21 protein-coding genes are annotated in these 19,572 nt (G+C 37.9%); 3 read left to right on the forward strand and 18 right to left on the reverse strand.

Features of this window, described 5'->3' with window-relative positions:
* Nucleotides 1-2: 2 nt before the first annotated feature.
* Genes pstB through CUU59_RS07320 form a run of 4 tightly spaced genes read right to left on the reverse strand, consistent with a single transcriptional unit; the run spans nucleotide 3 to nucleotide 3,488 of the window.
* Nucleotides 3-755 carry a phosphate ABC transporter ATP-binding protein PstB gene (pstB, locus tag CUU59_RS07305; protein WP_099951307.1) on the reverse strand — a complete coding sequence of 251 codons (753 nt, stop codon included), beginning with the start codon at nucleotides 753-755 and terminating at the stop codon, nucleotides 3-5.
* 1 nt (nucleotide 756) lies between these two features.
* Nucleotides 757-1,656, reverse strand: coding sequence for a phosphate ABC transporter permease PstA (pstA, locus tag CUU59_RS07310; protein ID WP_425432821.1), 900 nt, complete (start codon nucleotides 1,654-1,656; stop codon nucleotides 757-759).
* Nucleotides 1,646-2,521 (reverse strand): phosphate ABC transporter permease subunit PstC, encoded by an 876-nt coding sequence (gene pstC / locus CUU59_RS07315; RefSeq protein ID WP_099951308.1) that lies wholly within the window; start codon nucleotides 2,519-2,521, stop codon nucleotides 1,646-1,648. Before pstC ends, pstA begins: the two co-directional genes overlap by 11 nt.
* A gap of 4 nt (nucleotides 2,522-2,525) precedes the next feature.
* The gene (locus CUU59_RS07320; protein WP_099951309.1) at nucleotides 2,526-3,488 is read right to left on the reverse strand and encodes a substrate-binding domain-containing protein; all 963 of its coding nucleotides are present in this window, start codon (nucleotides 3,486-3,488) and stop codon (nucleotides 2,526-2,528) included.
* Between the two features lie 215 nt (nucleotides 3,489-3,703).
* Between CUU59_RS07320 and CUU59_RS07325 the strand changes: the two genes are divergently transcribed.
* Genes CUU59_RS07325 through CUU59_RS07335 form a run of 3 tightly spaced genes read left to right on the forward strand, consistent with a single transcriptional unit; the run spans nucleotide 3,704 to nucleotide 6,605 of the window.
* Complete coding sequence (locus tag CUU59_RS07325) at nucleotides 3,704-5,119, forward strand: leucyl aminopeptidase (RefSeq protein WP_099951310.1); 1,416 nt, start codon at nucleotides 3,704-3,706, stop codon at nucleotides 5,117-5,119.
* Nucleotides 5,119-5,352 (forward strand): glutaredoxin family protein, encoded by a 234-nt coding sequence (locus CUU59_RS07330; RefSeq protein ID WP_099951311.1) that lies wholly within the window; start codon nucleotides 5,119-5,121, stop codon nucleotides 5,350-5,352. Before CUU59_RS07325 ends, CUU59_RS07330 begins: the two co-directional genes overlap by 1 nt.
* An 8-nt stretch (nucleotides 5,353-5,360) precedes the next feature.
* Complete coding sequence (locus tag CUU59_RS07335; protein ID WP_099951312.1) at nucleotides 5,361-6,605, forward strand: M18 family aminopeptidase; 1,245 nt, start codon at nucleotides 5,361-5,363, stop codon at nucleotides 6,603-6,605.
* A 134-nt stretch (nucleotides 6,606-6,739) separates the two neighbouring features.
* Here CUU59_RS07335 and CUU59_RS07340 read toward each other — a convergent pair whose 3' ends face one another.
* From CUU59_RS07340 to CUU59_RS07405, 14 genes are all read right to left on the reverse strand, one after another.
* Nucleotides 6,740-7,408, reverse strand: coding sequence for an ATP-binding cassette domain-containing protein (locus CUU59_RS07340; RefSeq protein ID WP_099951313.1), 669 nt, complete (start codon nucleotides 7,406-7,408; stop codon nucleotides 6,740-6,742).
* On the reverse strand, nucleotides 7,409-8,419 hold the full coding sequence (locus CUU59_RS07345) for a hypothetical protein (protein ID WP_099951314.1): 1,011 nt from the start codon (nucleotides 8,417-8,419) through the stop codon (nucleotides 7,409-7,411).
* A gap of 4 nt (nucleotides 8,420-8,423) precedes the next feature.
* Nucleotides 8,424-9,437: a hypothetical protein gene (locus tag CUU59_RS07350; RefSeq protein ID WP_099951315.1), complete on the reverse strand. Its 1,014-nt coding sequence runs from the start codon at nucleotides 9,435-9,437 to the stop codon at nucleotides 8,424-8,426.
* 47 nt (nucleotides 9,438-9,484) lie between these two features.
* Nucleotides 9,485-9,964: a hypothetical protein gene (locus CUU59_RS07355; RefSeq protein ID WP_099951316.1), complete on the reverse strand. Its 480-nt coding sequence runs from the start codon at nucleotides 9,962-9,964 to the stop codon at nucleotides 9,485-9,487.
* A gap of 401 nt (nucleotides 9,965-10,365) precedes the next feature.
* Complete coding sequence (locus CUU59_RS07360) at nucleotides 10,366-10,998, reverse strand: hypothetical protein (protein ID WP_099951317.1); 633 nt, start codon at nucleotides 10,996-10,998, stop codon at nucleotides 10,366-10,368.
* Between the two features lie 516 nt (nucleotides 10,999-11,514).
* Nucleotides 11,515-12,684: a hypothetical protein gene (locus CUU59_RS07365; RefSeq protein WP_099951318.1), complete on the reverse strand. Its 1,170-nt coding sequence runs from the start codon at nucleotides 12,682-12,684 to the stop codon at nucleotides 11,515-11,517.
* Nucleotides 12,685-12,808: 124 nt separating this feature from the next.
* The gene (locus CUU59_RS07370; RefSeq protein WP_099951319.1) at nucleotides 12,809-14,008 is read right to left on the reverse strand and encodes a hypothetical protein; all 1,200 of its coding nucleotides are present in this window, start codon (nucleotides 14,006-14,008) and stop codon (nucleotides 12,809-12,811) included.
* A gap of 610 nt (nucleotides 14,009-14,618) precedes the next feature.
* The gene (locus CUU59_RS07375; protein ID WP_099951320.1) at nucleotides 14,619-15,068 is read right to left on the reverse strand and encodes a hypothetical protein; all 450 of its coding nucleotides are present in this window, start codon (nucleotides 15,066-15,068) and stop codon (nucleotides 14,619-14,621) included.
* A complete protein-coding gene (gene msrB / locus CUU59_RS07380; RefSeq protein ID WP_099951321.1) occupies nucleotides 15,065-15,997 on the reverse strand; it encodes a peptide-methionine (R)-S-oxide reductase MsrB in 933 nt (310 codons plus the stop codon). Before msrB ends, CUU59_RS07375 begins: the two co-directional genes overlap by 4 nt.
* Before the next feature lie 10 nt (nucleotides 15,998-16,007).
* Nucleotides 16,008-16,766: an Mrp/NBP35 family ATP-binding protein gene (locus tag CUU59_RS07385; RefSeq protein ID WP_099951322.1), complete on the reverse strand. Its 759-nt coding sequence runs from the start codon at nucleotides 16,764-16,766 to the stop codon at nucleotides 16,008-16,010.
* Between the two features lies 1 nt (nucleotide 16,767).
* On the reverse strand, nucleotides 16,768-17,244 hold the full coding sequence (gene ispF / locus CUU59_RS07390) for a 2-C-methyl-D-erythritol 2,4-cyclodiphosphate synthase (protein ID WP_099951323.1): 477 nt from the start codon (nucleotides 17,242-17,244) through the stop codon (nucleotides 16,768-16,770).
* A 6-nt stretch (nucleotides 17,245-17,250) separates the two neighbouring features.
* Nucleotides 17,251-17,964 (reverse strand): 2-C-methyl-D-erythritol 4-phosphate cytidylyltransferase, encoded by a 714-nt coding sequence (ispD, locus tag CUU59_RS07395; protein WP_099951324.1) that lies wholly within the window; start codon nucleotides 17,962-17,964, stop codon nucleotides 17,251-17,253.
* Between the two features lie 7 nt (nucleotides 17,965-17,971).
* Nucleotides 17,972-19,021 (reverse strand): PIN/TRAM domain-containing protein, encoded by a 1,050-nt coding sequence (locus CUU59_RS07400; RefSeq protein WP_099951325.1) that lies wholly within the window; start codon nucleotides 19,019-19,021, stop codon nucleotides 17,972-17,974.
* A 7-nt stretch (nucleotides 19,022-19,028) separates the two neighbouring features.
* Nucleotides 19,029-19,508: a CarD family transcriptional regulator gene (locus CUU59_RS07405; protein WP_099951326.1), complete on the reverse strand. Its 480-nt coding sequence runs from the start codon at nucleotides 19,506-19,508 to the stop codon at nucleotides 19,029-19,031.
* Nucleotides 19,509-19,572: the final 64 nt, after the last annotated feature.

Genomic DNA, 19,572 nt, shown 5'->3' on the forward strand with positions numbered 1-19,572 from the left:
CCTTAACCAAACCTCCCGGTAATATAATCTTCTGTCCTCTTGTCTCTAGGATTTTCAAACATTTCTTGAGTAGGACTAACTTCAATCAAGTCGCCGTTTAAGAAAAAGGCTGTCTTGTCTGTGATCCTACTTGCTTGAGCAATGTTGTGGGTTACTATAACTATAGTATAGCTCTCTTTAAGGTCTAGTGCAAGCTCCTCAATCTTACCTGTTGAAATCGGGTCGAGGGCTGAAGTTGGTTCGTCCATGAGGATTACCTCTGGTTCAACCGCCAGGGCACGAGCTATGCAAAGCCTTTGTTGTTGACCACCTGAAAGTTCTCTGGCGTTTTTGTAAAGCTTGTCTTTGACTTCGTCCCAGATAGCAGCTTGCTTTAGAGAATGCTCTACAATTTCTTCCAAGTCTCTTTTATTTTTTACGCCGTGGGTCCTTGGACCGTAGGCGATGTTATCAAAAATACTAATAGGAAAAGGGTTTGGCGCTTGAAAGACCATGCCCACTCTTTTTCTTAAAAGATTTACGTTGTATTTGGGGTCGTAGATGTCTTCGCCATCCAATAAAATTTTCCCCTCTACCCTTGACCCGATAACCAGGTCATTCATCCTATTTAAACATTTTAATGTGGAGCTCTTGCCGCAACCAGATGGGCCTATAAAGGCGAGGATTTCGTTTTCCTCAACTTCCAAGCTCAAGTCGTGGACTGCGTGAAAGTCTCCGTAATATAAATTTAAATTTGAAACACTTATCTTAGTCAAACTAATCTCCTCCTAATTTCTTGGCAAGTTTGCCCGATATAAAGTTTAGTAAAAATACAATTAATAATAAGATAAAGCCCGTTGCAAAGGCCTCACCTGTGTGTCTAACTTCACTGGAAAGCTTGTACATGTGAAGGGCGAGGGTTGACCCACTTTCCAATGGAGTTTTTGGAATATTGGTACTGGACCCCAAAGTGTATAAAAGGGCCGCAGTTTCTCCAACCACCCTGCCAATAGCCAAGATGACACCGGATAAAATTCCCGGCATGGCCGTTGGTAAAACTATTTTAAAAATTGTCCTGATGTGGCCAGCGCCCAGGGCAAATGATCCTTCCCTGTAGGACTTGTCAACGCTTAAGAGTGCTTCTTCGGTCGACCTTACAATGGGTGGCAAAATCATAATGCAAATTGTTAAGAGGCCCGATAAAAAACTGTAGCCGAATTGTAGGGCTATACCAAAAAACAAATACCCGAAGAGGCCGTAGACAATTGATGGAATACCTGCCAAAGTTTCCGTTACGATCCTGATCACTTGAACAAATTTTGAACCTGGCTTGGAGTATTCTACCAAATAAATTGCAGTCGAAATTCCAATTATAGATGAAATTATTATTGAAGATACAACCATAAAAATTGTCGTGACCAGGGCCGGCATCATGGAAACGTTTTCACTGTTGTATTCAAAAGAAAATAGGGATGGTTTGAGGTAAGGAATACCCTTTATGCTAACATATCCTATTATAAATAAGAGGATACCCACTGCAAATATTATTGAAAATGAGGTCATAATAGTGTAGCCTACAGATTTTCTTTTGCCTGTGACCTTGTTTTCCTCCATAATTTTTGAAGCCCGAATGGCAGGGTCGGCTAGATTTTTTTCCTTGTAAATATTATTTTCCATTTGAAGCCCCCTTGTTTTTTAAGATTAAAAATGATCCGTTTATCAAAAGTATAAAGATGAAGAGAACCGTAGCTGTAGCAATCAAGGCCAACTGGTGGTCACCTGATGAGTAGGCCATTTCCAAAACTACATTTGTGGTCATGGTCCTGATGCCCTTGGTAATGTCGTAGGTGATCCGCGCTTGGTTTCCCGCTACCATGGCAACTGCCATGGTTTCTCCGATGGCCCGGCCAATGCCAAGGATTATTGCGGCAAAAAGTCCGCTCCTAGCTGCAGGGACCATTATCTTCATAATAGTACGCGAGTGGCTGGCTCCCAAGGCCACGCTTGCCTCGTAATAACTTTTTGGTACTGCTCTGAGGGACGCCTCTGCGATTGAAATAATGGTTGGCAAAATCATAATGGCAAGGAGGATTCCCGCTGCCAAAATGCTAGTCCCCTTTGAATCTGGAAATATAATTCTAATCAGGGGTACGATTATTTGCAGGGCAAAAAAGCCGTATACAATTGAAGGCACACCTGCCATCAAATCTACCATTGGCTTTAAGAACCTGTGGAGCCTGCCGTTTGCTTCCCAGGTTAAAAAAATTGCTGAAAAAATTGCAATTGGAACTCCAATCAAGGCTGCCAAAATTGTAATATAAAATGATCCGAAGATCATTGGTAAAATTCCATATGATGGTGGGTTTAAACCGGGATTCCAGTTCGTCCCAAAGAGAAATTCTTTGACACCCACCTTTACAATAAATGGAACCCCGTTTTTAAAGATGAAATAACAAATGAAGAGGAAGGCTACAACAGAAATTGCTGAAGCCATCATAAATATGCCCTTCATTATGTTTTCTTTATAGTCTTTCCTCTTCATAGTCTTACTTTACTTCTTCCCAATTAGCTGTTTCGCCAGTGTATATAGATCTGATTTGATCAACAGTGAGTTCGTCGATTGGGTTTTCATTGTTAACGATAACAGCGATACCGTCTCTAGCAAGTACTAGGTCGTCTAGGTTTTCTTCTTCTTCTGGTTTAAGAGCACGTGAGCTCATGCCGATGTCACAAATGCCTTCTGTAGCTGATTTAATACCTGCGCCTGAGCCTGTTGCTTGGATGTCAGCTTTGAAATCTGGGTTCAGAGCCTTGTAAGCATCAACAAGTTTTTCCATAAGTGGAGTAACTGATGTTGAACCAGCGATTGTAAGTGTACCTGACATTTTAGCTGGTGTGTAAGATTCACTTGTTTCAACTGGGATACAGCCATCTTCTTCAACAATTTTTTGTCCTTCAACGCTCATGCAGAATTTCAAAAAGTCTTTAGCTAGGTCTGAAAGTTCAGCTTCCTTATAAGCAAGCATGAATGGACGAGCGATTGGGTATTTGCCAGCAACAATTTCTTCTGGTGTAGCCATAGCGCCGTCAACCTTAAGAGCCTTAACTGAATCGTTTAGAGATGCTAGTGAGATGTAACCGATAGCTGCCTTGTCGCCTGAAACTGTAGTTACAACAGCGTCTGTTGCGTTAGCGATTGTAGCTTCGATTGTTGTGTGGTCTTCTTCTTCACCCTTGTCGTTCTTTGTAATGATCTTGGTGATTTCTGTGAAGGCACCGCGTGTACCTGAACCAACTTCTCTGCTTACTACATTGATAGCGCCCTTAAATTCTGCTGGGGCTTCTTCTTTCTTTTCTTCTTTTTCTTCTGTTTTTGTTTCTGTTTTTTCTTCTGTCTTCGTTTGAGTCTTGGTATCTGTTTTTGCTGTGTCATCTTTTTTGCCACATCCTACAAATACAAGTGCAAGGGCAAGTGCGATTGCAATAATTGTTAATTTTAAATTCTTCATTTTTTCCTCCTAAAATTTAAAAAATCATTTGCATCTCCTGATGCACCTATATAATACCGCCCATTTGTTAAATACCTATTTCCCATTTGTAAAATCTATGTAAAATATGTAAAATTGGTAAAGTTTTTTAATTTTACAAATCTCTCTTATATTCTATATATAATATTGCTTTATAAGTTGGCCAAAGGGGTATAAGTCATCATAGGAGGTTTTTTATGAAGATTTATATTAAAGACACTGAAGATTTAAAAGTTAGATTTATCGCATCAGACAAAGAAGACATTTGCTGCGATAAGGTCAAAAATTTGTTTGACAAGAAATTTTTCACAGGCGACCTAGGTGAAGTTTTCTTAAGTCTAGACGAAGGCAAGCCATCACTTTTCGTTGGCCTAGGCAAGATGGCCGACTACAGCCTCGACAATATGAAGATTGCAGGCCTCAAAGCTGGACAAAAGCTAGCCAAAATCGGTGCAGAAAAAGTTATGTTAAAATTCTGCTCCAAGGCAGAAGACAAAAACGAACAAGTCCTAGCAATTCTGGAAGGGATTTTAAATTCAACCTATTCCTTCGACAACTACAAGTCAAAGAAATCTGACCCATCCAAGCTTACTGAAATTAATATCTGTCCAAAATGCGCAGAAAATTTGAAGGATGCAGACATCAATGAGCTCCTAGACAAGTGGGCAGGCATCGTCTTTGCAAGAGACTTAGTAAACACTCCTGCAAATGACATGACCCCATCAATCTTGGCAGAAAATGCTCAAAGCTTAAAAGAACTTGGCGTGGATGTAAAAGTTTACGGACAAAAAGAAATCGAAGGCTTTGACATGAAGGCCTATCTATCAGTGGCCAGAGGATCAAATGAAGAGCCAAAACTAATCGTTATGGAATATATGAAGGGCGAAGGCGCTCCAATCGTTTTAGTCGGCAAAGGCTTAACTTACGACTCAGGTGGATACAGCTTGAAGCCATCAGACGGTATGAAGACAATGAAATCCGACATGGGCGGATCAGCTGCAGTAATCGGTGCTATGAAGGCCATTGCAAAGTCAGGTCTAAAGAAAAACGTGGTTGCCATTGTAGCAGCTTGCGAAAATATGCTTGACGGTGGAGCCTACAAACCTGGAGACATCATCGGATCAATGAAGGGTCTTACCATCGAAGTTGACAACACAGACGCAGAAGGCCGTTTGACCTTGGCAGATGCTGTTCACTACGGAGAAAAAAATTACAAGCCAAAGATGATAATCGACCTGGCAACACTTACAGGCGCTTGCCTAGTTGCAGTGGGTCAGCATTACTCAGGAGTTATCGGCAGATGTGACAAGTGCATTAACACTGTTCTTGACGCAGCCAAGGCCGAAGGCGAAAAAGCTTGGGGCCTACCATACGGCAAAGACTTCCAAGAATTAAATAAATCTGAAATCGCTGACATCAAAAACACAGGCGGCAGATTTGGCGGATCATCATCAGCCGGTGAATTCGTTGGTGCCTTCCTAGAGCCAAGTACTCCATGGGCCCACGTAGACATCGCAGGACCAGCCTTTAACTCAGCTCCATACAGATACGAACCAGCAGGCGCAACCGGCCACATGGTAAAAACATTATATAGAATTGTAAAGGAGTCATAATGGACTTAAAATTATATTACAAACCAGAATGCCCATTTTGCAAAAAAGTTTTAAGCTTTATGGAAAAGAACGATATCGAACTCGAACTAAAAAATATTCACGATGAAGAAAATAAAAAATTCCTCGTTGAAAAAGGCGGCATGAACCAAGTGCCCTGCCTCTTTATCGATGGCAAGGCCATGTACGAATCAGACGATATCATTGAGTTTTTAAAGGAAAAATTCAACAAATAGGAGATAAAATGGATATAAAAACATTTTTTGACAAGTCAAAACTAAATTTTGAAGCCATGGACAATTTATCAGCCATGCTTGATGAAGCCGGCTTTGAAAGATTAAACGAAGAAGACAAGTGGGATTTAAAATCCGGCGGCAAATACTATGTAATAAAGAATGAAACTTCTCTCTTTGCCTTTAGAATGGGCAAGGACAAGAAAAATGGTTTCACAATCGTAGGGTCTCACTCGGATTCACCAGGCTTTAGGATTAAACCCAATCCAGAAATGGTCAAGGAAGATGTCGTCGTCTTAAACACAGAAGTTTACGGCGGACCCCTTCTATACACCTGGTTTGACAGGCCACTTTCAATTGGCGGCAAGGTCACTGTAGATTCTGGCGACCCTTTAAAGCCAAGGGTCATCAAGTACAGGTCCAAGGAAAATTTAATGGTCATCCCATCAGTTGCAATTCACATGAATCGCGAAGCCAACAAGGGCTGGGAAATAAATCCCCAAGAGCACACCCTTCCAGTTGTTGGATTAGACAAGGACTTTAAGTTAATCCCATATATTGAAAAGGAAATCGGCGAAAAAATAATCTCCCACGAACTCTATTTAATTAACGACAACGATTTTGAATACGTAGGAGTAAACGACGACTTCTTTATGACAGGCAGGATCGACAATCTAGGCATGGCCTTTGCAAGTGTAAATGCCATCATAAATGCCAAGGGCGGAGACAAAACCGCAGTCGCCTATGTATCGGACAACGAAGAAATCGGATCAATGACAGCCCAAGGTGCCTTTGCCCCATTCTTTAGAGACACACTTGAACGCATAGTCGTGGCCACAGGCGGAAATTTTGAAGACTTTAGAATAGCCCTCAAAAATTCCTTTATGATCTCAGCCGACCAAGCCCACGCTGCCCATCCAAACTTTGGAAAAGTTGCCGACCCGACCAACCGCCCACGCATGAACGAAGGACCAGTTATCAAGGTCGCAGCAAACGGTGCTTACACATCGGATGCAAATTCCATTGCAGTCTTTAGAAACCTGGCAAAAATTGCCGGTGTCAAGACCCAAACCTTTGTAAACCGTTCAGATAAACGCGGCGGATCAACCATCGCCTCAATCACCACATCCAAGATCGACATACCAATAGTCGACGTAGGAAACCCAGTCTGGGGCATGCACTCCGCAGTCGAAACCGGCGGCGTCAAAGACCAAGAAGCCATGGAAAAAATCATGACCACCTTGTTCGAACAATAGAGAACGTAAAGTAAAATATGTAAACTTAAAAAGCTTGTGGGTTTGCCACAAGCTTTTCTTCTTGTTCTATAACATTATATTCTATAACTTAGCCCTCAAAACTATCTCCTCTTTTATTCGTTTCAAAAATATTCTCATAGTACTTTGTTTAATTTACCATTCTTCATATTATATATAGTGAAATCATCAAATTCCGTTAACTCGTGGCTTACCATTACTACATTTTTGCCAGAATTTACATATTCTCTTAAAAATGCAAACAGCTTTTGTTTTAATCTCGGAGCTAATGCATTTGTTGGCTCATCAAGTAACAGTATCATTGGTTCATTTATGATAGCTCTGGCTATTGCAACTTTTTGTTTCTCACCCCCAGAAAGATGTTTTACTTTTTTCTTTTTTATATCTTCCATTTCTAAAAGAGAAATGCATTTGTCAATTTGTTGCTTCCTATCAAAAATATTATATTTATCACTATAAAAAAGAGGTATTGTTATATTGTAAATCACAGATTCATTTTCAATCAAATTATAATCTTGAAATACAAAGCCTATCTCCCTATTCCTAATTCTCGGCAATTTGGATTTTTTTATTTCATCAACATTTATTTCATTTAAAATATAATGACCTTTATATTTTTTGTCAATTAAACCTATAATTTTTAGTAAAGAAGTTTTTCCACTACCATTTTCACCTACTATTAATACACCTTCTCCCCTGTCCATTTTAAATTCACACTCATCTAAGACTAATAACTCGTCTTTTGTGTTTTCAAAATATTTCTTTGAAACTTTTAATTCAATCATCTACTCACCACCTACATATCTTTCAAGATTTTCATTTTTAATTAATACATATAATATAATCTCTGCAAAAACAAATTCTATAATGCATAATATAGGAATTACTTTACTCGCTATTGCATCTTTATCAATAGTATTTGCCCATGTTAAAAATAAAAAATTGCAAATCATTATAATTATTATAAACAAAGAGTTTCTCAAAAAAATATCCTTAATAGTAGCTCCTGATATAATATGCACAATGTTTTCATTACGCATTTTATATAGGACATTCTTATAAAATATTATAAGTGATATATATATACCAGTTATTACAATAATTAAAAATGGTATTACATATATTATTATAAAGCTAACCTCATTTTCTTTGCTATTCTCTATATATTTAATTCGTATAGTCTTATCTTCAAATTTTTTAAGAAATTCTTCAGCTACTTTATTTTTAATTTCCTCTTCTGAAAAGCTTAGATTACTTATAACATCAGAAAAACTGTCCGCCGTCAATTTATAATCTGTCAATTTATTCAAATCTGCCATATAGAAGTTTTTATCTTTAGTGTCAAAGTCAGGAATATTTAACTTTTCAATATTTATATAATCTATACTATCATTACTATCATTTACTTTAACAGCTTCCTTTCTCAGTTTATCGTTATTTTTAGAAACTGCCCATATATATCTTACCTTACTATCATCTATAAAATTACCAACCAAAACAAATATTCTACAATTGTATTTTTCGTTTAAATCCTGTGAAATAAAGTAACTTTGACCATTTCTAGATAACAATGCATCTGTTTCTTTTATCATACTATCTAAATCATTAAATTCAAAAGATGTTGGCACTGGTTCAAAATAAATCTGTTTATCGAGACTTAAATCTACATTTCTATTCCTATTTATCGCTATACTCATACTTGTTACCATAAGACTGACAACAATAACTAGAAATAAAGTGACGATAAAAATTGTTTTATTATTTATTATATCCTTAATTGCTTTTCTAATAATCATATATTTACCTCACTTCTCTTAACGAAAATATTATATTTATTACAAAGCTTATTAAATTAACTACAATTATAGTAACTAAAATCAATGAGCATGTCTCCATTATATTTGCTCTAGACAAGGATAATAAACCAAAAGCATCTAAATATAATAAACTTAGTGTCATTGAAACGGTCGATAACATTAATACTGTAATAAGATTTGTAATAAATTTATTTAAGAATATTTCCTTAATACTAGCCCCACATATTCTAATAGCGTTCATATAAATTTTATATTTTGATAAAAATATAAAACTTACTACTATGAATAAAATATAAAACAATATTGTACTAATCAGAAAAAATTTTACATATAATCTTCCCTTAAAAGATACTTTTATAGTCTCATAAATAGAATTGGCTTTACTTTTTAGATTAAACCCCGCGCTAATTAATTTGCTAGTAGCTTCATTAATAATACGGTTGCTATCACTATCAATATATATACTGGTTATATCCCCTCTATCAATTGAAAATAAATTTTTTGCTATCTTGATATCTTCTTCTGCTTGAAAAATCTCAGAATATATATCAAAAATATGTATTATATCTGTATTATATTCTTCTTCAAAATATTTTATTTCAGATTGGCTAATAGTTATTCCATTATTAAGCATTTCCACAACAGGATATGATAATATAGAAACATTGCTATTTTTAATATAATCATTCTGCGAAAAATATCTATAATGTCCATTATAAATTACTTTGGAAGAGTTAATATAGTAAAACATATTAGGATCATATACACCTATAATGCTATTGTCATTTGTCTGAGCAATGACTTTAATATCTTCATATTCTTTTAAAAAGTCAAGTGAAGTATCTTTTGTCTCAGCTCTTTCAAAATGTACGAAATCTCTGCTCATGCCATAATATATTTTACTAAAATCACTTCCTACTAAATAATTTATACCAAAAACTATGACTATTGAAAATAAAATCAACAATATATAATATATTAGATTTCTCTTAATCATAAGACCCCCTTATAAAATTAAATGCTGGAAAAATCCAGCATTTAATTTTATTTAACAATTTTCCATTCTTTTAATATTTTCCCCTCACTAAAAACTCCGCCACCGTATATTGAATCTCCAACACTATGAACATTATTTCCTCTTAAAGGAGACTTTTTATAATTATAAGTAACCGTGGTTTTTGGACCGAAATTAAGCTCATCAATTGCTATTACTCTCTCAACCCTTTTTGCTGAGTCATTTTGTCCATAAGAATAGGTTGTCACTTCGCTTATTTCCCCCTGTACATCATATCTAATTCTTACCCACTCAAAATAACATTCTCTGTCATTTTCGCAAATATCTCTATCTGTTCCTCTTACTGAAACTTCTCCAGTATATATAGCATCCAAAAGAGAATCTCCATGCTCTGATTTTGCGTACGTTCCATCTGAATGCCAAAATAGTATATCAACTTTAGCATACACCCCTATTGCCATTGCTAGCACTAGCATAACAGCAAAATAAAACCCAATTTTCCTTTTCATAACAATCCTCCTTAGTTTTATTTAAATAGTATACTAATTTATTTAAGTAAACTATTATACTATTTATTAACTGCATTGTATCATATAAAATATATAAATGCAAGTCTTTTTATATTTTATATTTCATAATATTATTTTTATTAACATTAATTTTATTATAAATAAAATTAATACAAAATTTCTTTTCTAAAAATATATTTTCGTATTCAATTATTAATATTTCCTATCTGTATTATTAATTATCCTTTCTAAAGTCGATTTCGAACAATAAAATATCTAAAATAAAATTAAAAGGGAGATGAAATAAATCATCTCCCTTTTTGCTGTGTCAATAACTCGTCCACCTGGCATCGAGCCTAGGTGAACGAGAATGTCCTTTCACATCTTATAGATATATTTTATTAATCAAATCTAAAAGATGCTTTTATCTCTTCCAACATAGGTTTTAATTCTTCGATAAGTGCTTTAATAGCAGAGGATTCTGTATCATAAGAAGAATCTCTAAAATAAAATGCAATATCTCCCTGCTTGCACAAAAATTCCGCTCCAGGATAAGTTGCATTATTCGTACACACAATTATTTTAAATAAGACCCCTGCAACTTCTATATCATTTTCATCTTTTGTAAAAAATTCAAAGTTCAAGCTTTCTATATTTTCTTCTATCTTATCTTGCATGACATTATAAAATTTAATATTATATTTTTCCTCGGGAATTTCTATACTAAATCCATAATCATCATTATGATAAATCAACTTGTTAGCTTTATATATACCGTATAGACTCTTTTCATAGTCTTCAATAATTTTGCTTTCTATTTCTTTTTGATGCTCTATTTCTTTTTTTAATTCATCAACTTCCCTTTGTTGACTTTCTATTTGTTTTTTAAGGTTTTCTATTTCTACCTGCTTTTCTATCTCAACTTCATTTCGTGCATTCTCCATTTCCACTTTTTCTTCTTGCATCTTCTTATCGGCACAAGCAGAAAAGAAAGAAAGAAATATAAGAAATGCAATTAGTAATACCTTTTTCATAAGTACCTCCTTTATTACTTTAATCATATCAAACAACAAATAAAAGTCAAGCTTTTCCTTGTGTTGATGACAAAAAAATACGGCTGACATTAAGTCAGCCGCTACAACGCTTCGCGTTATTTTTTATTTTTTATATTTGTTTATCTTCTCTAGCTACTTACATCACTCTAAATTTGTGAGGGCCGTAAGATTCACCAATCAAACATCGTTACACTCGTTCTCTTGGGAATCTCTGACACAAGACCTGCTAGCCAATCGGTCAATTTCTTGGCGACCATTTCAGGATCGCCGCTACGGGAAATTGACCTCTTGGGCTAGGGCTTCGTAATTTCGATGAGATTCGCGTGATTCACAAAAAACATCAATATCTTTCTACATACAATTTGCGAGGAAAAACGGGAATATTTCGCGATGTGCAGAAATTTTGCGAATGAGGTGGGCTAATTGCCCTCCGCAGTGAGCAAACATTTCGAAACAAGCGAAAGAAACCGTTTTAACCGCAAATTGCGAAATTTTTTAGATGACTGCTACTACAGCATACATCCTAAAGTCTTGAATACCTATTTGGAAAGTTAGGCTTGTGAGTCTGCCTTTTTTGTCTGCTGTGTAGAAAGGAATCTTTGAACAGTCTTCTAGCTTGGCGCTTTCGAGTGTACTGCCATCAGAATAATTTGCAACAAAGGTGATTGTTCCAAATGGTGCGGTTTCAATTTCCTTTTTATCTGCAGTTAAATAATAAGGTATATTTACATTATTCTTAAATAAGTCAAATACAAACATGTGTTCTTGGTTAACGTTGATTCCAAAGTCATCAACAAGGCTTAGGGTATCCAAACTTTCTCCGGCAAATCTATCGGCCTTCAAGAAATAATAATGCAGGGTGTTCTTAACGAAATATTGGTCGTCCTTGGATCCTGACAATTTCATATTAGCCAAGTAAGCGGTTTGCTTGTCGAGAAGGTCTTCGATATTTTCGTAGGTCATCTCTTGGTAAATTTCAACTGGAACCTTAACAGCTTCGCCTTGGTCGCTCTTGATAATTAGATAATACCAATCCTCTTCGATCAATAGGCCGCCATCCTTCACATCTTTTAAGCCATTTTTGCTTAAAAAGCCCATAATTTCTTCGGGACTTGCGTTTGGATTTTTCTTTTTAGCTTTTTCGTGTGATTTTTCTTCTTCCTTGTATTCAGCACTTGTGTCAACGACTATAGCCTTGGTTTCCTTGTTGTAAGCTACCAAAAATCCAACAATCTTTCCAATGTCACGGAGTTTTACATAGTTGTTGCCATCTATTACAGCTGCCTTGAGTTCAACTTCTTTGCCGTCAACTAGGATTTTATTTATGACCATCTGTGCCTCAGTCTTGTCGTGCTTCATTTCTTGCAAATCAGTGTCTAATTTTTCGTAACCCTCTCCAAGAACCAGACCGATTTGCTTCTTTTCGTCATCAAAAACTACATTGAATTTCTTGTCTGTTTCATTTAATAAAGCTGCGACATCTCTCAATTTATAATAATTGTTGCCATTTATCAAATAGCCACCGATTGTGGCCGCTTCCCCATTTAGTTCAAATAGTTGATAGCTCTTAACAGCTTCAGCCATGGCATCTGTCTCATTTTCAGCTCTTAGCACAGGTGCTAAGACCATTAAAATTGCAAGTGCAATTGATAAAATTCTTTTCATAAATACCTCCTTAAATGTATCTTACTTTTATAATAACAAAAAGCCCAGAAAAAAGTCAAGTTATTTAAATCTTTATATTTTAAACAAAAAATGCACCCTCATAGAGGATGCATTTAGAGCCATATTATATAAGAATAACTCTGGCTAAGACTATATTAGAATCTGCAGGACTCATAATTAACATAATGCTAGTCATATCTGCGCCATTTTCATTTGCCTTAACTTCCAAATTGGTAATATTATTTGATGGGTAAGGTTTGTTTGCAATGCTATCCCCATATGTTACCATAACAGCTGCTTGTCCCATTACACTTGGTGCGATTGTTACTTCCCCATCTTTGTTAACAAAGAAAGGTATATATAAAGCACCGTCTTGAATGCCCACAAATAGTTTTTGTTTACCAGCTAAAGTAAAGTTAAGATTGTTTGCCAAAGTTAAACTATCAATTTTATTCTCTTCTAATAAATCTTTGTTTAAGAAATATATTTTGCTAACAGTTTCATAGCTAATGCTAGCTGAGTCTCCTTTATTTAAACTATAAAAATAATCAGTTTGCTCTTGAATTTGTTCTTGCAATTTGCTACTATCAAAAGCTTGATAATTTTCGATCCTGTAAGCAGCTTCTGATCCGTTTTGACCCTTTTCTATAAAATAGTATTTACCATTTTCTTCTTCAATTCTAAATTCATTTAAACCATATTTTTTTATGTTTTCTTCGTCAGCCAAAAATGCCTTGATTTCATCGATAGAAGCATTTAATTCCTTGGCCTTAACTTCTTCCTTCTTTTCTTCTTTTTCTTCAACCTTTTCTTCTTCGGCTTCCACTTCAGCCTTTGTATCTACGATAATGGCTTGTGTTTCCTTGTTGTAGTCTACCTTAAATCCAACAACTGCGCCTAGATCACGAAGTTTTACATAATTGTTTTGGTCGATTAAAGCTGCCTTGAGTTCAACTTCTTTGCCGTCAACTAGGATCTTGTTTGTAACCATCTTGGCCTCTGTCTTGTCGTGCTTCATTTCTTGTAGGTCAGTGTCTAACTTTTCGTATGGCTTGCCAAGTTCCAAAGCGATTTGCTTCTTTTCATTGTCAAATACAACGTTAAACTCTTTGCCTGTGCCGTTAAGTAGTGCTGCCAAGTCTCTTAGCTTGTAGTAGTTGTTGGCATTTATTAAATATCCGCCAATCTTTACTTCTTCCCCATCGAGTTCGAATGGTTGGAAACTCTTTTGAGCTTCAGCCATTGGGTCTGCTTGTCCTTCAGCCCTTGCAATAGGTGCTAAGACCATCAGAATTGCAAGTGCAATTAGTAATACCTTTTTCATAAGTACCTCCTAAAAATATTATCACTTTAATCATAGCAAATATCGAATAAAAGTCAAGTTATTTTGTTAGATGAAAAGCAAAAAAAAATGGCCGGAATAAACCGGCCGCTACAACGCTTCGCGTTTTTTTGTCCTTATAAATTCTCTTTTCCTATATAAATTTAATTTGTGAAGTAAAACGGATGAGATTTAAAAACATGCTTAGATGATGTATCCATAGGAGAAAAAGTTTCTCTCGCCCACGGGACATCGAGTCTCCGTGGCCGAGGTGTCCACAATAAAGTGGACGGTACATGGCTACAAAAATATCCGTTGGATAAATGCATTCGTTTTTTATTATCTCTCTGCCTATTTACATATAATTTGTGAGGAAAAATTGATTAATTTTTGTCTTTTGGGGCTAGACTTTTGCGGGCGACATAAAGTCGCCCCTACAACGTTCTGAAAAATTGTTTTATTTTTATCCCTCTTTAAATTTGTGTGGAAATTTCGATGAGATTCGAAGTGAAAGAAATTTTTTAGGACGCAGGTGTACTCAAGTGTACATCGAGGACTAAAAAATTTTTTCACGAGAATGTCGCGAAATTAACCACAAATTTAACACGAAATACTATTTTTTGAGCTTCCTGACAGGAATGTGTTTTTTGTCTTTGACTTGTTCAATCCTATCCGCCGACAACACAATGGCGTTCCAAGAAACTAGGAGCACGATTAGTATTGTTATAAAGTCATACATATAAGCTGTTGGTCCTTTAAAGACAAAGTTTGTAAGGACCAGGCCAATTACGTGAAAGATCACAGCTAGTGGCAGGCCTTTTTTGTAGGCTTCGTATCTGTCGACTGGATTTAAAAATGAGGACCGTTTGAAGTTAAAGCCTCTGCCATTTGTCATCAACAAGACAAATAAGACCAAAAGTGTGGTCACGTAAGTGATATTTATAATTATCTTGCCAGTTTTATTTACATCACTTGTATCGATTACCTGCATCAAAATCGCTGTGCCGATCAAATAGATAACTGCGATAATGGTGATTAATTTTTTAGCATTTAATTTTCTCATACTAGTGGCTTGTATTCGCCGTACCCCCTTTCGTCCATTTCCTCATAAGGAATAAAGGTGATGGCTGCCCCGTTGATGCAGTACCTGAGTCCGCCTTGGTCTGCAGGTCCGTCGTTAAAAACGTGACCCAAGTGGTTGTCGCCAGCCCGGCTTCTGACCTCGGTCCTAATCATGCCGTGGGAAGTGTCTTTCAAGTAATTTATTTTGTCTTGCAAGATTGGCCTGGTAAATGATGGCCAGCCGCAGCCTGCATTAAATTTTGTCGACGATGCAAATAGTGGTTCGCCCGTAATCTTGTCAACGTAAATTCCCCGCCTGTATTCGGCGTTTAATTCGCTGGTCCCTGCGCGTTCGGTCTTGTTCTCACGCATAACTGCGTATGAGAGCTCGTCCATCTCGGCTTTTAACTCGTCGTCAGATTTCATTTTATAGTCGCCCACAATTAAGGGCTCATGTGCCAAGGCTAAGTTGACATGGCAGTAGCCTGTAGGATTTTTGTCCAAATAATCTTGGTGGTAGTCTTCGGCCTTGATGAAATTTTTTAGTGGCTGAACTTCCACAGCCAGGTCACCGAGTTTTTCTTCAAAGTACCTATAGACTGACATGATTGCTGGCAAATCGCTTTCGTCTGTATAATAAATTCCGGTCCTGTACTGCCTGCCCCTATCTCCACCTTGCTTGTTAACTGACTTTGGATCGATAATCCTAAAGTAGTGGAGGAGAATTTCTTGCAGGGAAATTTTTGAAATATCGTAAATGATTTTCAAAGTTTCTGCGTGATCGGTTGCGTCCACCTCCTGGTAGTTGGTGTAGTCTGTATTGCCGTTGGCGTAACCAACTTCTGTATCCTCGATGCCAGCGATTTTTTTGAAGTAACCTTCCGTTCCCCAAAAGCATCCAGCCGCCAAATAAATTATCCTATGTTTCATTTTGTCCTCCTTATTGGTCCAAGAGTTTTTGTAATTCTTTGGCCAGTTCAAAGTACTCGTAGACTTCCAAGAACTCGACTTCGCCTGCGTCTACAGCCCGGCCAATGTCCGTATCAAAAGGAATTTCTGCAATCCGCTTTAGGCCTGGGCGTTCGTCGTACTTGCCAAATAAATATTCTTTTTCTCCGCAATTTTTGCACCTGTAATAGGCCATGTTTTGAACTTCGCCAATTAAATTTTGGTTGAGCCTTAGAGCCATCTCAACGGCCTTGTCAACTGCCACATTGGCCATCTTGGATGGGGTCGACACAACTACGACTCCGTCAACATTATATGATTGGTAAATAGTAAGTGGCACGTCGCCAGTTCCCGGCGGCATGTCCAGAATTAAAAAGTCCAGGTCCCCCCAATTAATTTTGGAATAAAAATCCGAGAGCACGTTCATAAGTACGGGCCCCCTCCAAATTACTGGGTCAGTCTTGTTTGGCAAAAGCAAATTCATAGACATGAGGCTGATGCCTGTGTCAGTTACATTGGGATAGAGCTCGGTCTCGGTCCCGTGGGCCAGGTCCTCTACGCCAAAAATTTCTGGTATGGATGGACCTGTTAAGTCGCAGTCCAAGATGCCGACCTTGAGTCCCAGCTTGTTTAAATGGGTCGCGATAAGGCTTGATGTGAGCGATTTGCCAACCCCGCCCTTGCCGCTTACAACAGCGAGCGTGTATTTTATCTTTGAATTTTCATTTAAATTAAATTTTTCTACTTGCATATTAATCCTTCTTTATCATAGCTATGGCCAGAGCCTCGATTGAAAGCCCTTGACCGCTTGCGTCCATCTTTTCTTTTGTGGTGGCCTTTATGGCGATCTGACTCTGGCCAAGATCCAATGCCGCCCCAATATTTGCCTTCATCTTTTCTATGTGGGGATTTAGCTTTGGCTCCTCGGCAATGACTGTCGAGTCGATATTGCCAATGGTATAGCCAGCCTCGTCCAATTTTTTCTTGACTTCTTTTAAAAGTTTAATTGAAGAAATCCCCTTGTACTTGGGATCGGTGTCAGGAAAATAATAGCCAATATCCCTGAGGCCAGCCGCGCCCAAGAGGGCGTCCATAATGGCGTGGATGAGGACATCCGCATCGCTGTGGCCCAAGAGGCCATCGTGGTCCCTGAGCTCCTCCCCACCTATAATTAGCGGCCGCGACTTTTCAAAAACGTGAATGTCGTAGCCTTGTCCAATTCTAAACATTAATTTTTAATTCTCCTTTAATGACTTCCTGAAAAGTTCCGCCAGGACCAAGTCCTCTGGTGTGGTAATTTTTATATTGTCGTAGGACCCCATGACCATGGTCACCTGGAGGCCAAATTTTTCCACCAGGGACGAGTCGTCGGTTCCCTCGATATTTTCTCTTTCTGCATAAATATAAGCCCGCCGCAAATCTTCCGCATAAAAAATCTGCGGAGTTTGAGCCGCCCAAAGTAGGGCCCTCTTTGGCGTCAGATAAACCTTGTTGGACCCATCGTCAAAAACATTTTTGATCGTGTCCTTGACCGGAACGCCAACCACGACCGCCCGTAGGTCCAGCATCTGCTCAATTGCCGAATCAATGGTCTCCACATGGACAAAGGGACGAGCCCCGTCATGGCTGAGGACAATGTCCACATCGTCTGATAAAATTTTCAGGCCATTTTTTATGGATTCCTGGCGTGAAGATCCGCCTTCTACAAGGGCGACCACTTTTTTAAAGCCGCCGGGCTCAATAATATTTTCGCGGACATAATCGATTTCCTCCTTGCGGGCAAGGACTATAATCTGGTCCACGTACTTGGATTTTTCAAATTTATTAATGGTGTGGGATAAAATTGGCTTGCCATCTATAAGCAAAAAAGTCTTGTTGATATCCGACTTCATCCTGTTGCTCATGCCGGCCGCCGCAATTAAAACCGCCACTTTCATTGATTCAATCATAGTTCACCTAAACAATTTTAACGAAAATCATCCGCCCAGCCGAAGTTTGCAAAACACTGGTAACCTCCACGTGTTGGCTGGTATCTACCAAACCTGATCCATCTTCGACCACGACCATGGTTCCGTCGTTTAAAAATCCAACGCCCTGACCAGCTTCCTTGCCCTGGCGGACAATTTGTAAATCAAATCTCTCGCCCGGCAAAACCACCGGCATAAGGGCAGCTGATAAATCATTTATATTGAGAACGCGAATGCTCTTGACTCCTGCGACCTTGTTTAAATTGTAGTCGTTGGTCATGACGACCCCGCCTTCCTTCTTGGTCAATTCCAAAAGTGCCAGGTCAACCGTGGTCTTCTTATCTTTTTCGTAATCCACAACCCGGACTTGATCTTTAAACTCGTGGGTCATTTGATTTAAAATATCCAGGCCTCGCCTGCCCTTTTCCCTCCGCATGGAGTCGGCCGAGTCCGCAATAAATTGGAGCTCTTCCAAGACAAAAGAGGGCACAATGAGGTCCCCATCAATAAAACCAGTTCGAAGGGCATCCAAAATCCGCCCGTCAATAATAACAGAGGTATCTAAAAACTTTTTACTAGCCTCAGTCCCCGCCGACTTGTACTTTCTAATATAAGCTTCCAGATCATCCTTGCGTCTTACGGCAATGCCCACCGAGACCATGATAACTGTAATATAAATAATAACTGAAAGAATATCCACAACGATCGGAATCTTGATTCCAGAAATTATTTTAACAGCAATATATGAAAGGCCCAGGCCAATCAAAAGCCCCACCGTCCCCAAGATAACATCGAGGACGCTTAGCTTTTTGATATCGCTATCCAATTTGTCAATTAATTTCCTAACCCGGTCAATGAAAAATTCAGATGATAAATAAAAAATAATAAAAAATAAAAGAACAGCTGCGGCATAAGTCGCAATTTCATATCCCAGTTTAGGAAATTCAAACTTAATTAGAGAAGTTACAAGCAGGGCCAAACCATAGCCTATAACTCCTCCCAAAAGGGCAATTAGCCACTTAATTATTTTTCTTGCCATAATAAACCTACTCTAAAATGCACTCTTCAATTCTCTTAATTGCAGTGGCCTCGTCAACATCGTAGGCCATAATGATTTCGCTCAAAAGCAAATTCATAGAATTGGTCAGCATCCGCCTGTCTCCGCCAGATAGATTTCTCTCCTTGCTCAAAAGTGTCAGGTCACGAACAACCTCGGCCACCTCTATAATATCGCCTGACTTGAGCTTTTCAAAATTATTTCTGTGCCTCTTGGACCAATTGCCATTGGTCTTTTTGGCTTCGGCCTTGAGAGTTTCCAAAATCCCGTCCAGCTCGTCCTTCTCAATAATAGGACGCAGGCCCAAATCTTCGGCCTTGTCAACTGGCACGGAAACCACAACCTCGTTTACAGGAATCTTGATCGTGTAATAATCCTTGACCTCACCCAAAAGCTCCTTCTTTGAAATTTCGGTGATAACTCCAGCCCCATGCATAGGATAGGAAACCTTGTCACCAATATTAAACATAAAACACCTCCTTATGTGTGTATGTAAAATTAAAAACTAATTTTGCTTACAATACGCCTTCTAT

It is taken from the genome of Ezakiella peruensis (assembly GCF_900215725.1).
Taxonomy (GTDB): Bacteria; Bacillota; Clostridia; order Tissierellales; family Peptoniphilaceae; genus Ezakiella; species Ezakiella peruensis.

Excerpts from the sequence above, each read along its gene's own strand:
- pstA (WP_425432821.1), bottom strand. The coding sequence starts at position 1,656 with ATGGAAAATAATATTTACAAGGAAAAAAATCTAGCCGACCCTGCCATT.
- pstC (WP_099951308.1), bottom strand. The coding sequence starts at position 2,521 with ATGAAGAGGAAAGACTATAAAGAAAACATAATGAAGGGCATATTTATG.
- CUU59_RS07320 (WP_099951309.1), bottom strand. The coding sequence starts at position 3,488 with ATGAAGAATTTAAAATTAACAATTATTGCAATCGCACTTGCCCTTGCA.
- CUU59_RS07325 (WP_099951310.1), top strand. The coding sequence starts at position 3,704 with ATGAAGATTTATATTAAAGACACTGAAGATTTAAAAGTTAGATTTATC.
- CUU59_RS07330 (WP_099951311.1), top strand. The coding sequence starts at position 5,119 with ATGGACTTAAAATTATATTACAAACCAGAATGCCCATTTTGCAAAAAA.
- CUU59_RS07335 (WP_099951312.1), top strand. The coding sequence starts at position 5,361 with ATGGATATAAAAACATTTTTTGACAAGTCAAAACTAAATTTTGAAGCC.
- CUU59_RS07340 (WP_099951313.1), bottom strand. The coding sequence starts at position 7,408 with ATGATTGAATTAAAAGTTTCAAAGAAATATTTTGAAAACACAAAAGAC.
- CUU59_RS07345 (WP_099951314.1), bottom strand. The coding sequence starts at position 8,419 with ATGATTATTAGAAAAGCAATTAAGGATATAATAAATAATAAAACAATT.
- CUU59_RS07350 (WP_099951315.1), bottom strand. The coding sequence starts at position 9,437 with ATGATTAAGAGAAATCTAATATATTATATATTGTTGATTTTATTTTCA.
- CUU59_RS07355 (WP_099951316.1), bottom strand. The coding sequence starts at position 9,964 with ATGAAAAGGAAAATTGGGTTTTATTTTGCTGTTATGCTAGTGCTAGCA.
- CUU59_RS07360 (WP_099951317.1), bottom strand. The coding sequence starts at position 10,998 with ATGAAAAAGGTATTACTAATTGCATTTCTTATATTTCTTTCTTTCTTT.
- CUU59_RS07365 (WP_099951318.1), bottom strand. The coding sequence starts at position 12,684 with ATGAAAAGAATTTTATCAATTGCACTTGCAATTTTAATGGTCTTAGCA.
- CUU59_RS07370 (WP_099951319.1), bottom strand. The coding sequence starts at position 14,008 with ATGAAAAAGGTATTACTAATTGCACTTGCAATTCTGATGGTCTTAGCA.
- CUU59_RS07375 (WP_099951320.1), bottom strand. The coding sequence starts at position 15,068 with ATGAGAAAATTAAATGCTAAAAAATTAATCACCATTATCGCAGTTATC.
- msrB (WP_099951321.1), bottom strand. The coding sequence starts at position 15,997 with ATGAAACATAGGATAATTTATTTGGCGGCTGGATGCTTTTGGGGAACG.
- CUU59_RS07385 (WP_099951322.1), bottom strand. The coding sequence starts at position 16,766 with ATGCAAGTAGAAAAATTTAATTTAAATGAAAATTCAAAGATAAAATAC.
- ispF (WP_099951323.1), bottom strand. The coding sequence starts at position 17,244 with ATGTTTAGAATTGGACAAGGCTACGACATTCACGTTTTTGAAAAGTCG.
- ispD (WP_099951324.1), bottom strand. The coding sequence starts at position 17,964 with ATGATTGAATCAATGAAAGTGGCGGTTTTAATTGCGGCGGCCGGCATG.
- CUU59_RS07400 (WP_099951325.1), bottom strand. The coding sequence starts at position 19,021 with ATGGCAAGAAAAATAATTAAGTGGCTAATTGCCCTTTTGGGAGGAGTT.
- CUU59_RS07405 (WP_099951326.1), bottom strand. The coding sequence starts at position 19,508 with ATGTTTAATATTGGTGACAAGGTTTCCTATCCTATGCATGGGGCTGGA.